This window comes from Pseudomonas benzenivorans, from assembly GCF_024397895.1.
Lineage (GTDB): Bacteria > Pseudomonadota > Gammaproteobacteria > Pseudomonadales > Pseudomonadaceae > Aquipseudomonas > Aquipseudomonas benzenivorans_A.
In genome coordinates this window covers 3,539,026-3,554,497 of record NZ_CP073346.1, presented here as the reverse complement: position 1 = coordinate 3,554,497, position 15,472 = coordinate 3,539,026, and the positions used below count along the sequence as shown (strand labels likewise).

The window sequence follows — 15,472 nt, the reverse complement described above, 5'->3', positions numbered from 1 at the left end:
AGGCGACACTTTCCCGTTATAATCGCCGCCTTTTTCCTCGGCCTGCCCACGACTAACGCTATGAATCAACCCAATGAGCTGATCAAGTCCGCACAACGGACCATCCGCCTCGAGCTCGAGGCGGTTGAAGAGTTGCTGCAACGGATCGACGGCGACTTCGTCCGCGCCTGCCAACTCATCCTGGCCAGCAAGGGCCGGGTGGTGGTGGTCGGCATGGGCAAGTCCGGGCATATCGGCAGCAAAATCGCCGCGACGCTGGCCAGCACCGGCACCACTGCGTTCTTCGTGCACCCGGCCGAGGCCAGCCATGGCGACATGGGCATGATCACCCGCGACGACGTGGTACTGGCCCTTTCCAACTCGGGCTCGACCGCGGAAATCGTTACCCTGCTGCCGCTGATCAAGCGCCTGGGCATCACCCTGATCAGCATGACCGGCAATCCGGACTCGCCACTGGCCAAGGCCGCTGAGGTCAATCTGGACGCCCGGGTGCCGAAGGAGGCCTGCCCGCTGAACCTGGCACCGACCTCCTCCACCACCGCCTCCCTGGTGCTCGGCGACGCCCTGGCCATCGCTCTGCTCGAAGCCCGCGGCTTCACCGCCGAAGACTTCGCCTTCTCCCACCCGGGTGGCGCCCTCGGCCGGCGCCTGTTGCTCAAGGTCGAGAACGTGATGCACGCCGGCGCCAGCCTGCCCCAGGTGCGGCGTGGCACCTCGCTGCGCGACGCCCTGCTGGAAATGACCCAGAAGGGCCTGGGCATGACCGTAGTGGTCGAGCCCGATGGCCGCCTCGCCGGCATCTTCACCGACGGCGACCTGCGCCGCACCCTGGATCGCGGCCTCGACGTGCGTCAGGCGCGGATCGACGAGGTGATGACTGTGCACGGCAAGACCGCCCGCGCCGAAATGCTCGCCGCCGAAGCACTGAAGATCATGGAAGACCACAAGATCAATGCCCTGGTGGTGGTCGACGAAGCCGACCGGCCGATCGGCGCGCTGAACATGCACGATTTGCTGCGCGCAGGAGTGATGTAATGAATCCCGAACTGCAGAACCGCGCCCGCGCGGTCAAACTGGCCATCTTCGACGTCGACGGCGTACTCACCGACGGCAAGCTGTACTTCCTGGTCGACGGCAGCGAGTTCAAGACGTTCAACACCCTGGACGGCCACGGCATCAAGATGCTGATCGCCTCGGGCGTGCGCACCGCCATCATCACTGGGCGCACGACCCCGGTGGTCGAGCGCCGCGCGCAGAACCTCGGCATCCAGCACCTGTACCAGGGCCGCGAGGACAAACTGGCGGTGCTCGACGAGCTTCTCGGCGAACTCGGCCTAAGCTATGAACAGGTCGCCTACCTCGGCGACGACCTGCCGGACCTACCGGTAATACGCCGAGTCGGCCTGGGCATGGCCGTCGCCAGCGCCGACAGCTTCGTCCGCCAGCACGCCCACGGGGTGACCCAGGCCCGCGGCGGTGAAGGCGCGGCCCGCGAATTCTGCGAGCTGATCATGCGCGCCCAGGGCAGTCTCGACGCCGCCCAAGCCGCCTACCTGTAGAGCTCACTATGCTGCGTAAACTGCTGACACCGGTCCTGTTCACCCTCGCCGCCGCCCTGCTGGCCGCCGTCGGGTACTGGAATATCAACCCCGACAGCTTCTCGGACAGGCCGGCGGCGGTGGGCACGCCAAACGCCATCGACTTCTACGTGGTCAATGCCAACACCGTGCAGTATCAGGCCGACGGCAAACTGCACTACGAGATGACGGCCAGCAAGCTGGAGCACGTCCAGGCCAGCGACATCACCCTGCTGACCGAGCCGAACATGCACCTGTACCGCGGCAGCGCTTACCCTTGGAAGATTCGCAGCGCCCGGGGCGAGGTGGCCCCCGAAGGCAAGGAGGTCGAACTGATCGACCAGGTGCGGGTCGATCGTACCGACGCCAAGGGCCGCCCCACGATTCTCACCACCAGCCGCCTGACACTGTTCCCCGAGAAGGAATATGCGCAGACCCAGCAAGCCGTTAGAATCGATGCGGCGAACGGGGTGACCACGGCGCAAGGAATGAAAGCGTACTTGAATGACGGCAGGATGCTCCTGCTGTCCAACGTAAGAGGCCAGCATGAGGTTCGTTAAAACCCTCCCCCTTCTACTCAGTTTGAGCGCCGCGCTCGGAAGCGCCTGCGCCTGGGCGCTGCCATCCGACCGTGACCAGCCCATCCGCGTGCAAGCCGACAGCGCCGAGCTGGACGACAAGCAAGGCGTGGCCGTCTATCGCGGCGACGTCATCATCACTCAGGGCACGCTGAAGATCACCGGCGACACCGTGACCATCACCCAGAACGCCCAGGGCGATATCGAGATCTTCACGTCCGTCGGCAAGCCCGCCTACTACGAGCAGAAGCCGGCGGCCGACAAGCAGATCGTCAAGGCCTACGGCCTGACCATCCAGTATTTCGCCGCCAGCGAGCGCATCGTACTGATCGACCAGGCCAAGGTGATTCAGGAAGGCAACACCTTCGAAGGCGAGAAAATCGTCTATGACACCCAGCGCCAGATCGTCAACGCCGGGCGCGCCACCGGCACCAAGGTGTCCACGCCGCGCCCGCGCATCGACATGGTGATCCAGCCGAAGAACAAACCAGCCGACCAGCAGGCGCAGTAGCAATGGCCACTCTGAAAGCCCAACACCTGGCCAAGAGCTACAAGGGCCGCCAGGTCGTCCGCGACGTCAGCCTGAGCATCGACAGCGGGCAGATCGTCGGCCTGCTCGGCCCCAACGGTGCCGGCAAGACCACCTGTTTCTACATGATCGTCGGCCTGGTACGGGCCGACCAGGGCCGCGTGCTGATCGACGACCACGACGTCAGCCACCAGCCCATGCATGGCCGCGCTCGCGCCGGCATCGGCTACCTGCCCCAGGAAGCCTCGATCTTCCGCAAGCTCAGCGTGGCCGACAACATCATGGCCATCCTCGAGACCCGCAAGGAGCTGGACCGCGCCGCGCGTCGTGACGAGCTGGAGAACCTGCTGCAGGAGTTCCACATCAGCCATATCCGCGACAACCTCGGCATGAGCCTGTCCGGCGGTGAACGGCGCCGCGTGGAGATCGCCCGCGCGCTGGCCACCTCGCCCAAGTTCATTCTGCTCGACGAGCCCTTTGCCGGGGTCGACCCGATATCGGTCGGCGACATCAAGCAGATCATCCATCACCTCAAGGCCAAGGGCATCGGCGTGCTGATCACCGATCACAACGTGCGCGAAACCCTGGACATCTGCGAAACGGCGTACATCGTCAGCGACGGCCAACTGATCGCCGAAGGCGATGCCGCCGCCATCCTGGCCAACCAGATGGTCAAAGAGGTTTACCTGGGCCACGAGTTCCGCCTCTAGCTGCGGCTTTTCACCGCCGAACTGCAGCAAGAGCTAGGCAAAACACTCGGGGTCGGGCATATAATTTGCTTCCTAGTGGCGCCACGGCGCCCTGTAGTGGATCGCGCACAGACGCCGGTATAAAAGGTCTGCAATGAAACCATCGCTAGTCCTGAAGATGGGCCAGCAGCTGACGATGACCCCGCAGCTGCAACAGGCCATTCGCCTACTTCAACTGTCCACCCTGGATCTGCAACAGGAGATCCAGGAGGCCTTGGAGTCCAACCCGATGCTTGAGCGCCAGGAAGACGGCGACGACTTCGACAACTCCGACCCCATGGCCGATGGCGCCGACACCCCCACCCCGGCCACCAAGCAGGAAGAGCCCTACCAGGAGACCAGCTACCAGGAAACCTCGCAGACGGTGGACAACCTGGAAGATGGCGAGTGGAACGAGCGCATCCCCAACGAGCTGCCGGTCGACACCGCCTGGGAAGACGTCTACCAGACCAGCGCCAGCAGCCTGCCGAGCAACGACGACGACGAGTGGGACTTCACCACCCGCACCTCCAGCGGCGAGAGCCTGCAAAGCCACCTGCTCTGGCAGCTCAATCTGGCGCCGATGTCGGACAAGGATCGCCTGATCGCCGTCACCCTGATCGACTGCATCAACGAGCAGGGCTACCTGCAGGAGAGTCTCGAGGAAGTGCTCGAGGCCTTCGACCCGGAACTGGACATCGAGCTCGACGAAGTGGAGGCGGTACTGCACCGCATCCAGCAGTTCGAGCCGGCCGGCATCGCCGCCCGCGACCTGCGCGAGTGCCTGCTGTTGCAGCTGCGCCAACTGCCCGCCAAGACGCCCTGGCTGGCCGAAGCCCAGCGCCTGGCCGGCGACTACCTCGACCTGCTGGGCAACCGCGACTACAGCCAGCTGATGCGGCGCATGAAGCTCAAGGAAGACGAGCTGCGCCAGGTCATCGAGCTGATCCAGAGCCTCAACCCGCGACCCGGCTCGCAGATCCAGTCGGGGGAGCCGGAGTACGTGGTGCCGGACGTCATCGTGCGCAAGCACAACGAGCGCTGGCTGGTCGAACTCAACCAGGAAGCCATGCCCCGCCTGCGGGTCAATCCGCAGTATGCCGGCTTCGTCAAGCGCGCCGACTCCAGCGCCGACAACACCTTCATGCGCAATCAGCTGCAGGAAGCCCGCTGGTTCATCAAGAGCCTGCAGAGCCGCAACGAGACCCTGATGAAGGTCGCCACCCAGATCGTCGAGCATCAGCGCGGCTTCCTCGACTACGGCGACGAGGCGATGAAGCCGCTGGTGCTGCACGACATCGCCGAAGCGGTCGGCATGCACGAATCGACCATCTCGCGGGTCACCACGCAGAAGTTCATGCATACCCCGCGAGGCATCTACGAGCTGAAGTACTTCTTCTCCAGCCACGTCAGCACCGCCGAAGGCGGCGAATGCTCCTCGACCGCCATCCGCGCGATCATCAAGAAACTGGTGGCCGCGGAAAATGCAAAAAAGCCGTTGAGTGACAGCAAGATCGCTGGTTTACTGGAGGCACAGGGCATTCAAGTGGCCCGCCGCACGGTCGCCAAATACCGTGAATCCCTCGGTATAGCGCCCTCCAGTGAGCGCAAGCGGTTGATGTAAGGCGGCACTCAACGGAAGACAGGTCAACACACAACAGAGCACCGCTCGCTCCATGTCCACGCGCGGCCAAACCGGCTCGCGAGGGGAGCGAAGTGCCACAGTCTTCCACGCCAAGGTGTTCCCGCGGCAGGCTCCACAGCCTGCCTCTTACACACGGCAACAAGGAGAAAGCGGTATGCAAGTCAACATCAGTGGACATCAACTGGATGTGACCGACGCCCTACGCGACTACATCGACGAGAAACTCAATCGACTGGAGCGCCACTTCGACAAGATCACCAATGTGCAGGTCACCATGGAGGTCGAGAAGCTCAAGCAGAAAATCGAAGCGACCTTGCACATCGCCGGCGGCGAAGTGGTCGCCAACGCCGAACACGACGACATGTACGCAGCCATCGACCTGCTCACCGACAAACTCGACCGACAACTCATCAAGCACAAGGAAAAGCAGCTCGAACGCCAGCAGGGCGCCATGGCCCGCTGACCTCGCTCACCTCCTATGATCCGACTTGAAAATATCCTGACCCCCGGCCGTTCCCTGGTGAACGTGCCGGGCGGCAGTAAGAAACGCGTACTCGAACAGATTGCCAACCTGGTGGCGCGCGAGCTGCCCGACCTGGATGGACAGGACATTTTCGAGAGCCTGATCGCCCGCGAAAAGCTCGGCTCCACCGGTTTCGGCAACGGCATCGCCATTCCGCACTGCCGCCTACCCGGCTGCAGCGCCCCGATCAGCGCCCTGCTGCGGCTGGATGCAGCAGTCGACTTCGACGCCATCGACGGTGCCCCGGTCGACCTGTTGTTCGTCCTGCTGGTACCCGAGGCGGCGACCGACGAGCACCTGGAACTGCTACGCCAGATCGCCAGCATGCTTGACCGCAGCGACGTGCGCGAACGCCTGCGCCAGGCGCAAAGCAGCGAGTCCCTGTACCAGGTCGTGGTGGACGTGCAAAACAGCCGTTAGGACTTAGCCCCATGCGCTTGATCATCGTCAGCGGTCGCTCCGGCTCCGGCAAAAGCACCGCCCTCGATGTGCTCGAGGACAACGGCTTCTACTGCATCGACAACCTGCCCGCCGGCCTGCTGCCGGAGCTGGCGGAGCGCGCCCTGTTGCATACCGAGCTGCTGCACCCCCAGGTGGCGGTCTCCATCGACGCACGCAACCTGCCCAGCCAGCTCAAGCGTTTTCCCGAACTGCTCGACGAAGTGCGCGCCCGGCACATCCAGTGCAACGTGCTCTACCTGGATGCCGACGAGGAAACCCTGCTCAAGCGCTTCTCCGAGACCCGTCGACGCCACCCGCTGACCAGCGAGACCCGCTCGCTGGCCGAAGCCATTGCCGACGAGACCCAGCTGCTCGGGCCGATCATCGACCTGGCCGACCTGAAGATCGACACCACCCACCTCAACCTCTACCAGCTGCGCGACATGCTCAAGCTGCGCCTGCTCAATCAGCCGGAGCCGGGCACCGCCTTCCTGGTCGAGTCATTCGGCTTCAAACGCGGCATGCCGGTGGATGCCGACCTGGTCTTCGACGTGCGCTGCCTGCCCAATCCGTACTGGAAGCCGGACCTGCGCGACTACTCCGGGCTCGATCAGCCGGTCGTCGAGTACCTGTCCGCGCAAGCCGATGTCGAGGAGATGTACCAGGACATCCTCGCCTACCTGAACAAATGGCTGCCGCGCTTCGCCGCCAGCAATCGGGCCTACGTGACGGTCGCGGTCGGCTGCACCGGCGGCCATCACCGCTCGGTGTACCTGGCCAACCGCCTTGGCGAAACCCTGAAACCCATCCTGAAGAACGTCCAGGTTCGCCACCGCGACCTCAGCTAAGGAACCGCCGCGATGCCCTCCTGCGAAATCACCATCATCAACAAGCTGGGCCTGCACGCGCGCGCAGCGGCCAAGTTTGTCGGCGTGGCCGGGCGTTACCCCTGCAAGGTCAAGGTCGGTCGCGCGCCGGAAAGCCTGGTGGACGGCAAGAGCATCATGGCGGTGATGATGCTGGCCGCCGGCAAGGGCACACCGATCCACCTGCACACCGAAGGCGAGCAGGACCGCGACGCGCTCGAGGCGCTGGTCGCGCTGATCAACAACTACTTCGACGAAGGCGAATAACCTTCCGCCCATATAAAGGGGGCTGTCCGTCGCGGCGGACAGCCCCCTTTATCGTTGTGCAACCGTACCGAAGCGTCAGCTGCCGGCGACCGTCATCCGCTCGATCAGCACCGAGCCGGTGCGGATATTGCTGCGCAACTCCAGGTCGTTACCCACCGCGACGATCTGCCTGAACATGTCGCGCAGGTTGCCGGCGATGGTCACCTCCTGCACCGGGAACTGAATCTCGCCATTCTCCACCCAGTAACCGCCGGCGCCGCGCGAGTAGTCGCCGGTGACCAGATTGAGGCCGTGGCCCATCAACTCGGTAACCAGCAGGCCGCGTCCCATGCGCTTGAGCAGCGCCTGCTGATCCTCGTCGCCGTGACTGACGAACAGGTTGTGTACGCCACCGGCATTGGCCGTGCTGGGCATGCCCAGCTTGCGCCCGGAATAGGTGCCCAGCACATAGGACAGCAGCTCGCCGCCCTCGACGAAGGATTTGCCGTAGGTCGCCAGACCGTCACCGTCGAACGCCGCACTGCCCAGGGCGCGCGGGATGTGCGGGCGCTCGTCGAGCTTGAGCCACTCGGGGAACAGCTGCTGGCCCAAGGCGCCTTCGAGGAAGGAGGAGTTGCGGTAGAGGTTGCCGCCGGAAATCGCCGCGAGGAAATGGCCGAACAGGCCGGTCGCCGACTCGGCGGAAAACAGCACCGGCACCTCGCAGGTCGGCACCGGCCGCGCGCCCAGGCGGCTGACCGCCCGCTGCGCGGCACGGCGGCCGATATCCGCGGCATCGGCCAGCAGCTCGCCCTGGCGATTGACGTCGTACCAGTAGTCGCGCTGCATCTGCCCGCCGTCCTCGGCGATCATCACGCAGCTCAGGCTGTGCCGGGTGCTGGCGTAGCCACCGACGAAGCCGTGACTGTTGCCATACACCCGACAGCCCTGATGGGTGTTGAGGGTAGTGCCATCGGCGTTCTTGATGCGCTTGTCGGCGGCGAAGGCCGCCGCCTCGCAGGCAAGCGCCTGCTCGATGGCCTGTTCGGGACTGATCGCCCAGGCATGGTAGAGGTCCAGCTGGGGCAGCTCGCGAGCCATCAGCGCGGCATCGGCCAGCCCGGCGCACTCGTCTTCCGAGGCGTGCTTGGCGATCGCCAGGGCTGCCGCCACGGTCTCGCGGATGGCCGCCTCACCGCTGGCCGAGGTGCTGGCCGAACCCTTGCGCTGGCCGACATAGAGGGTGATACCGAAGCCCTGGTCGCGGTTGAACTCGACCGTCTCCACCTCGCGCTGCCGCACGCTGGTGGACAGCCCCTGCTCCACCGACACGGCCACCTCGCAGGCACTGGCGCCCTGCTTCTTCGCCTCGGCGATGATCTGCTCGACCTGGGCCTGCAACTGCGGCACCGCTGCGGGGCCAACCCCTTCTACTGCACTCATACACACTCCTGAACGATGGACGGCAAGCTAGGCCCGACGCGGACCGAACGCTTGCAGCCGGAAACTTGCTGCTATCATGACGGCGTTTTCCATTGGACCACCCCCATGCCTGAATACCTTGACGACTTCTCCGGCGAGAAGAGCAAATCCCAGGTCAAACGCGAGCTGCATGCGTTGCAAGACCTGGGGCAGCGCCTGACCACCTTAAAGCCCGACCTGCTGAACAAGCTACCCCTGACCGACGCCTTGCGCCGCGCCCTGGCCGAAGCGCCCAAGCACACGGCCAACGTGGCGAGGAAGCGCCACCTGCAGTTCATCGGCAGGCTGATGCGCGATCAAGACATCGACGCCATCACCACCCTGCTCGACCAGCTGGACGCCTCGACCCGCCAGTACAACGAGCGCTTCCACAACCTCGAGCGCTGGCGCGACCGCCTGATCAATGGCACCGACGAGACCCTGGAGGCCTTCGTCGGCGACTACCCGGAGGCCGACCGCCAGCACCTGCGCCAGCTGATCCGCTTGGCGCAGCACGAGGCGGCGCAGAACAAGGCGCCGGCCGCCTCGCGGAAAATCTTCAAGTACATCCGCGAACTGGACGAAGCCCAGCGCGGACTGCGCTAACCCTGCGTCCTCGGCCGGGCCATGGAAACCTGGCCCGGACGCACTTGATCAAGCGCCGGTGCCACCGACGGTGATCGCATCGATCTTCAGCGTCGGCTGGCCGACGCCGACCGGCACCGACTGGCCATCCTTGCCACAGGTGCCGACGCCGCTGTCCAGGGCCAGGTCGTTGCCGACCATCGACACCCGGCTCATGGCTTCCGGGCCATTGCCGATCAGCGTGGCCCCCTTGACCGGCGCGGTGATCTTGCCGTCTTCGATCAGGTAGGCCTCGCTGGTGGAGAAGACGAACTTGCCGCTGGTGATGTCGACCTGGCCACCGCCGAGGTTGGCGCAGTAGATGCCCTTCTTCACTGAACGGATGATCTCCTCCGGATCGCTCTCGCCGGCCAGCATGTAGGTGTTGGTCATACGTGGCATCGGCAGGTGCGCATAGGACTCGCGGCGACCGTTGCCGGTGCAGGCCATGCCCATCAGGCGAGCGTTCAGCTTGTCCTGCATGTAGCCCTTGAGCACGCCATTCTCGATCAGCGTGGTGCATTCGCTCGGCGTGCCCTCGTCGTCCATGCTCAGCGAGCCGCGGCGTTCGGCCAGGGTGCCGTCGTCGACGATGGTGCACAGGCTGGAGGCGACCTTCTCGCCCATGCGGCCACTGTAGGCGGAGCTGCCCTTGCGGTTGAAGTCGCCCTCCAGGCCATGCCCGACAGCCTCGTGCAGCAGCACGCCGGACCAGCCGGCGCCCATCACCACCGGCATGCTGCCAGCCGGTGCGGCGATCGCCTCGAGGTTGACCAGGGCCTGACGCAGCGCCTCGCGGGCATAGCCCATGGCGCGGTCCTCGTCGAGGAAATAGCGGTAGTCGGTGCGGCCACCGCCGCCATGACCACCGCGCTCTCGGCGACCGTTCTGTTCGACGATGACGCTGACGTTGAAGCGCACCAGCGGCCGCACATCGGCGCCCAGGCTGCCATCGTTGGCCGCCACCAGCACCCGGTCCCAGACGCCGGCCAGGCTCACGGTGACCTGTTTGATGCGCGAATCGAGGGCGCGGGTGGCCTGGTCGATGCGCTTGAGCAACTCGACCTTCTGCGCCCGGTCGATGACGTCCAGCGGATTGTCCGGGGCATACAGGGCGCTGACCAGCGGGCTGCTGAAAGCCTGCACGCGGCCATGCTGGCCGGCCCTGGCAATGGAGCGGGCCGCGCCGGCCGCCTGACTCAGCGCCTCGGCGGTGATCGCGTTGCTGTAGGCGAAGCCGGTCTTCTCGCCGGATTGCGCGCGCACGCCGACGCCCTGGTCGAGGTTGAAACTGCCCTCCTTGACGATGCCATCTTCGAGCACCCAGGTCTCGGAGATCTGGCTCTGAAAATACAGATCGGCGGCGTCGATCCCCGGGCCGGCCAACTCGCCGAGCACCCCGGGCAGGTGGTCGAGGGTCAGGCCACCCGGACTCAACAGGTGCTCGCTGACGGACATCAACATCTCGTTCATAACTACTCCAAACCGGGCAGCCGCGGGTCGGCCGCTGCAAAAAATCGTTTGTGCCGGGCTACCGGCATGCGCTGACGAATCGCCGCCTGCTCGATGGCATCGCGCAGCGCCAGCAGCATCGCTTCGCCCCTGGCCTGCTCGGCCAGTATGCATCCCCAGGGATCGACAATGGCCGAGTGCCCATGGGTCTCACGACCACCGGGATGACTGCCGCCCTGGCCAGCCGCCAGCACGTAGCACTGCGTCTCGATGGCCCGGGCGCGAATCAGCACCTGCCAGTGGGCGGCGCCGGTGACGGCGGTGAAGGCCGAGGGCGCGCTGATCAACTCGGCGCCCGCCTCGCGCAGGGCGCCATAGAGCTCAGGGAAACGCAGGTCGTAACAGACCGTCAAACCCAACCGCCCAACGGGCGTATCGGCCACCACCACCCGGGCGCCGTGGGCATAGTCGTCGGACTCGCGATAACGGCCGCGGCTGTCGCTCACATCCACGTCGAACAGGTGCAGCTTGTCGTAGCGCGCCACCCGCTCGCCATGCTCGTCGACAAGCAACGAGCAGGCATGGGCCTTGGCCTCGGGCTGGCCGTCCGGCGGCAAAGGGATGGTGCCGGCGACTATCCATAATCTGAGGTCGCGGGCGGCCTGTTTCAACCAGGGCAGGATCGGTCCCTCGCCCAGGGCCTCGCTGCGGCCCTGGGCCGCCAGGTCGCGACGGCCCATGGCGGCGAAGTTTTCCGGCAGCACCGCGAGGCGGGCACCGGCGCCTGCCGCCTGCTCCAGCAGACGTCTGGCGCACGCCAGATTGGCCTGGACATCGTCCTGACTGACCAGCTGAATCACGGCAAGGCTCATGGTGTCCACCTCAAGGGGCTCTGAGCCCCCAGCTTACAAGTCATGACAGCCGGGCGCATGGCCCAATGGGGTCATTGCGGCTTTTCGAACGGCTTGTCGAAGGTGATCCTCGGGTCCGCCAGGTCGCCCTCGACGTCGTATTGCACGCTGGCGAAACGCGCCACCCGGTCGCCGAGCAGCTTGTCCACCACGAACAGCGCGCCGCCAATGGCCGGCGCACCGACTATCAGCGCGGCCAGCGGCAGGTTGTTGGTCACCGGCAGGGTGACCAGCAGCTTGGCGTCGATCTGCTGATTGACCATGTTCAGGGTGCCGTTCAACTCCAGGTTGCTCGAAGGGCCGGTCAGGGCGATCGGCTTGCGGGTGACAAACACCCCGTCACTGGCGACCAGCAGCCCCTTGACCCGGTCGTAGCTCAGCCCCTTGCCGAGCAGGTCGGAAAAGTCCAGGCGCAGGCGCCGACCGATGGAGTTGAAGTTGAGCAGGCCGAACACCCGCAGCGCCGACGCCGAGCCCTGCACCTCGGAGAACTGTCCACTGCGCAGGGAGGCATCCATGCTGCCGGAGAAACGCTTGAGGCTGACCCAGGCCGGCGACCCCGGCCAGCGGCCGTCGACGTCCAGGCGGAAGCTTTGGCTGCTGGCCGTCGGCGCATAGCCCCAGGCCAGCAGCACGGCGGCCAGGTCCTTGCCCTCCATGCGCCCCTTGTACCAGCTGCTGCTGGCGCCCGGCCCGCCTTGCCAGCCGCCGCCGCCGTTCAGCTGCAGGCCCTTGAGTTCCAGGCGCACGTCGCTGAAACGCACCCCCTCGGCAAACGGTCGCGCCTTCAGCGACCAGGCGCCCAGCAGCTCCTGACCCTGCAGCACCCGATCGATGCGTACGTCGAGGGCCGGAATCTGCCGCGGATCGACCTGCGCCAGGGGGTCGGGCTTGTCCGGCTCCACCGCGCCCTTCGGCTCGGCGGGGGGCAGGCGCACGTAGTCCAGATTGACCGCGATGGGCGCCGCGGCCACATCCGGCAGGCTCACCCGGCCTTTCAGCGTCTGGCTGTCCAGGTCAAGATCCCAGGCGCTGGCGCCGCGTCCGAGCTGCACGGCGAGGTTGTCCAGGGTGCTGCCGAAGCCGCGGAAACGGTCGATCCTCAGCTGCGCGTCCTTGAACAGTGCCTGGGCATCGTCCCGCGGCACCTGGGCGTAGGGTTGCAGCGCGTCCTGCCAGGCCGCCCAGTCCAGTTCGGACAGCCGTCCGCGCACCCGCAGCCCCTGCGCCGCCGGCAGCAGGGCCGGTCCGGCCCCCAGACGCAACTCGCCACGGCCCTGGTTCAGCACGCCCGGCGGGGCGGCGAAGGCCAGACTGGCCAGGTCGGCGTAGTCGAACCAGTAGCGCCGCTCCGCCCCCCCCAGGGTCATGCGCCAACTGGCGTCACGCGCCACATCGGCTTGCTTGCCGAACGGCGCCGGCAGGTCGATAGACAGGCCCTCGAGCGTCGAGTCGACGCGCAGCTGGCTGTCGGGGCCGTCCAGATTGAGGCCCAGGCGATAGGGCAAGACCCCGTTCAGCGGCAGCTCGGTGGCGACGCCCAGCCAGGCGGCCAACTCGTTCAGGGGCACCTGCCCGCGTGCCTCGATGCGGCTGCGCGGACGACCGCCGCTGCCTTCGGCGACGGCCTTGCCCCGCAGCGCATGGCCAAGGGCCTGGGCACGGATGTCCGGCGCGCTGAGGCCGCTGGCGGTGTCGTAACGGAAAGCGCCATGCAGCTGACTGAGCTGCAGCTGCGGATTGGCCAGCTCGAGCTCCGCGTCCTCGGTGGCGAAATCGACCACCACGGCCACCGGCGCCCCCGCCTGCAGCGGCAGATCCAGTCGCAGATGGCCGTTCAACGAGCCTTCGCCGCGCCAGCCGGCAAAGGTCTCGGCGGTCCCCATGGGCGCGTCCTGCAGGATCTTCAGGGCATCGCTCACGCTGCTGTGCAGATCGGCCTCGAGCTGCAGGCGCGGTGCCTCGCCCTGCGGGGCGTGGGGAATCTCGGCCAGCGCCTGGGTCACCCGGCTCTCCAGCAGGCGCCCCTCGGCCAGGCGCACGCGCACGCCACTGTCCTCGATGAGCACCTCGCCACGGCCTTGACGCAGGGCTGGCCAACCCGGCTGATAAGCCAGCTCGGCATCGCGTACGGCAAAGTACAGGCTGAGGCTGCGCGCCGCGTCCGCCGCCCCCTTGTTCAGCGAGCCCTGGTACTGGAAGTAGCCCTGCTCGACAGCACCGCCGCGAATGGCACTCTTCAGCCAACTGGCCAGTTGCGGGCTGAGCCCGGACGAACGGGTCGGCAGGTACTTCTCGGTGTAGCGCGCATCGCCCTGGCGCAGGCCAACCCGCAGGTCCATGTAGTCCTCTGCCTTAGGATCGCGCAGCAGGCGGATGAGAAAGTCGCCGGCGATCTCGCCCTCCTCACCGATCACCCGCAGATAGGGACTGCGCAGGGTGAAGGCCTGTTCGTCCAGGCTCCAGGTCAGGCGGGCATTGGCCCGGCTGTAGTGCCAGGGCTTGGGAAACAGGGTGTCGAGGTGCAGGACGAAGTCCTCGGCATCCAGACGCAATTCGCCCTGCCCCAGATCGCCACTGAGGCTGCCACTGATGTTTTCCGCCGCCGGCGCAGCCTCGTGGGCGGCAAAGCCGATGCGCGCGAGGTTGGCGGCGAACTGCAGGCGCTTGGCACCCTCGGTGCGCGGCCGGTAATCCAGCTGGAGGTTGTGCAGCTCGCCATGGGGCTGCAGCTGCTCGAGCAGCTGCAGACTGGCGTCCGGCAGCGGGGCGAGGGCGGCGACCAGCGGCACCAAGGGCGCCAGGTCAAGGCGATCGGCCGACAGCAGCCACTGCTCTTCGGCTTCGGCGCTGTCCCGCACCTGGCTCAGCGCCACCTGGGCCTCGCCCCAGCGCTCGTCACCCTGGCTCAGCGCCACGTCGTCCAGCAGGACCTGGAAGCCCTGCTCGGTGCGGCTGAAGTAGGCATTCAGGGCCAGATCCTGCAGCCGCACCGCGTCGCGCTCGGCATAGCCGGCCTGCAGCTGCGGCGCATGCAGGCGCGCCACCGCGCGCTGCAACTGGCCGTCGGCCCAGGACAACCAGAACTCGCCGCCGGCCTGCAAACGCCGGACGCGCCACTGCGCCATCAGGCTGGGCGGCAACCAGCGCGCCCAGTCGCTCTGCGGCAGGCTCAGGTACAGCTCGAGTTTGGCGTCACGCCAGCGCTCGGCCCGCAGCCGCGAGCGCAGCTGCAAGGCCAGCGGCTGGCCATCGGGCAGCAGCAGGCGGCCGTCCAGGCGCTGACGCGTGGCGCCGCTGCGCAGGGTCAGGTTGACATAGGTCAGGGTCTGCACCGGATGATCCTGGGCGTCCAGGGTCACCTGGCTGTTGAGCAGGGACAGACGCTCGACCGCCTGCAGCGGCCCGAACAATCGTTCGACATCGACAGGCCCGGCGTCCGCGCGCGCGGGCAGGCCCTTGAGCGACCAGGCGCCCTGCTCGTCCTGACGCAGGTTGAGCTGCAGCCCCTCCAGCTCCAGGCTGGCCACCCGCAACTGGCGCGCCAGCAGACTGGCCAGCAGGTCCGGGCGCAGCCGCACCTGGTCCAGGTGCAGCGCCTCGACGCCCTCGCCGACACGCAGATCGTGGGCGATCAGCAGCGGCGCGAAACCCTGCCAGCGACCTTCCAGGCGGCCAATCGCCAGCGGCAGGCCAAGCGCCGCACGCCCCTGGTCCTCCGCCTGCAGCCGGTACTCGGCGACCCAGGGCACCAGTTCGCGGCCGAGGCTGACGAACAGCGCCGCCAGCACCAGCAGCAGGGCGCAACACGCCAGCGTCCAACGCAAAAGAGCGGCGACCCCGCGGGCCAGTCCGTCCATTCAGCTCAATCCCTGAACGGCGCGCGCTGTA

Annotated in this window: 15 protein-coding genes; 11 read left to right on the top strand and 4 right to left on the bottom strand. The window is 66.5% G+C overall.

Going from position 1 to position 15,472, the window contains the following annotated elements:
- Nucleotides 1-60: 60 nt before the first annotated feature.
- The 10 genes from KDW96_RS16640 (at nucleotide 61) to KDW96_RS16595 (ending at nucleotide 7,154) form a co-directional block, all read left to right on the top strand.
- A complete protein-coding gene (locus KDW96_RS16640) occupies nucleotides 61-1,035 on the top strand; it encodes a KpsF/GutQ family sugar-phosphate isomerase (protein ID WP_255837331.1) in 975 nt (324 codons plus the stop codon).
- Nucleotides 1,035-1,559 (top strand): KdsC family phosphatase, encoded by a 525-nt coding sequence (locus KDW96_RS16635; protein ID WP_255837330.1) that lies wholly within the window; start codon nucleotides 1,035-1,037, stop codon nucleotides 1,557-1,559. Before KDW96_RS16640 ends, KDW96_RS16635 begins: the two co-directional genes overlap by 1 nt.
- 8 nt (nucleotides 1,560-1,567) lie before the next feature.
- Nucleotides 1,568-2,137, top strand: a complete 570-nt coding sequence (lptC, locus tag KDW96_RS16630) for an LPS export ABC transporter periplasmic protein LptC (RefSeq protein WP_255837329.1) — start codon at nucleotides 1,568-1,570, stop codon at nucleotides 2,135-2,137.
- Nucleotides 2,124-2,666 (top strand): lipopolysaccharide transport periplasmic protein LptA, encoded by a 543-nt coding sequence (lptA, locus tag KDW96_RS16625; RefSeq protein WP_255837328.1) that lies wholly within the window; start codon nucleotides 2,124-2,126, stop codon nucleotides 2,664-2,666. The genes lptC and lptA overlap by 14 nt, the downstream gene beginning before the upstream one ends.
- Before the next feature lie 2 nt (nucleotides 2,667-2,668).
- Nucleotides 2,669-3,394 carry an LPS export ABC transporter ATP-binding protein gene (gene lptB, locus KDW96_RS16620; RefSeq protein ID WP_255837327.1) on the top strand — a complete coding sequence of 242 codons (726 nt, stop codon included), beginning with the start codon at nucleotides 2,669-2,671 and terminating at the stop codon, nucleotides 3,392-3,394.
- Nucleotides 3,395-3,527: 133 nt separating this feature from the next.
- Complete coding sequence (locus tag KDW96_RS16615) at nucleotides 3,528-5,036, top strand: RNA polymerase factor sigma-54 (protein WP_255837326.1); 1,509 nt, start codon at nucleotides 3,528-3,530, stop codon at nucleotides 5,034-5,036.
- 175 nt (nucleotides 5,037-5,211) lie between these two features.
- Complete coding sequence (gene hpf / locus KDW96_RS16610) at nucleotides 5,212-5,520, top strand: ribosome hibernation-promoting factor, HPF/YfiA family (RefSeq protein WP_255837325.1); 309 nt, start codon at nucleotides 5,212-5,214, stop codon at nucleotides 5,518-5,520.
- 15 nt (nucleotides 5,521-5,535) lie between these two features.
- Nucleotides 5,536-6,000, top strand: coding sequence for a PTS IIA-like nitrogen regulatory protein PtsN (ptsN, locus tag KDW96_RS16605; protein ID WP_255837324.1), 465 nt, complete (start codon nucleotides 5,536-5,538; stop codon nucleotides 5,998-6,000).
- Nucleotides 6,001-6,011: 11 nt separating this feature from the next.
- Nucleotides 6,012-6,869 carry an RNase adapter RapZ gene (gene rapZ, locus KDW96_RS16600; RefSeq protein ID WP_255837323.1) on the top strand — a complete coding sequence of 286 codons (858 nt, stop codon included), beginning with the start codon at nucleotides 6,012-6,014 and terminating at the stop codon, nucleotides 6,867-6,869.
- 12 nt (nucleotides 6,870-6,881) lie between these two features.
- Entirely contained in the window at nucleotides 6,882-7,154 is a 273-nt protein-coding gene (locus KDW96_RS16595; protein WP_255837322.1) for an HPr family phosphocarrier protein, read from the top strand.
- A 75-nt stretch (nucleotides 7,155-7,229) separates the two neighbouring features.
- On the opposite strand, the gene pmbA is transcribed toward KDW96_RS16595, so the two are convergent.
- Nucleotides 7,230-8,576 carry a metalloprotease PmbA gene (gene pmbA, locus KDW96_RS16590; RefSeq protein WP_255837321.1) on the bottom strand — a complete coding sequence of 449 codons (1,347 nt, stop codon included), beginning with the start codon at nucleotides 8,574-8,576 and terminating at the stop codon, nucleotides 7,230-7,232.
- 105 nt (nucleotides 8,577-8,681) lie between these two features.
- Here pmbA and yjgA point away from each other — a divergent pair, with 105 nt between their 5' ends.
- The gene (yjgA, locus tag KDW96_RS16585) at nucleotides 8,682-9,200 is read left to right on the top strand and encodes a ribosome biogenesis factor YjgA (RefSeq protein ID WP_255837320.1); all 519 of its coding nucleotides are present in this window, start codon (nucleotides 8,682-8,684) and stop codon (nucleotides 9,198-9,200) included.
- Nucleotides 9,201-9,248: 48 nt separating this feature from the next.
- On the opposite strand, the gene tldD is transcribed toward yjgA, so the two are convergent.
- The 3 genes from tldD to KDW96_RS16570 form a co-directional block, all read right to left on the bottom strand.
- Complete coding sequence (gene tldD / locus KDW96_RS16580) at nucleotides 9,249-10,691, bottom strand: metalloprotease TldD (protein ID WP_255837319.1); 1,443 nt, start codon at nucleotides 10,689-10,691, stop codon at nucleotides 9,249-9,251.
- A gap of 2 nt (nucleotides 10,692-10,693) precedes the next feature.
- Complete coding sequence (locus KDW96_RS16575; protein ID WP_255837318.1) at nucleotides 10,694-11,542, bottom strand: carbon-nitrogen hydrolase family protein; 849 nt, start codon at nucleotides 11,540-11,542, stop codon at nucleotides 10,694-10,696.
- 71 nt (nucleotides 11,543-11,613) lie between these two features.
- A complete protein-coding gene (locus KDW96_RS16570) occupies nucleotides 11,614-15,441 on the bottom strand; it encodes a YhdP family protein (RefSeq protein WP_255837317.1) in 3,828 nt (1,275 codons plus the stop codon).
- Nucleotides 15,442-15,472 lie beyond the last annotated feature (31 nt).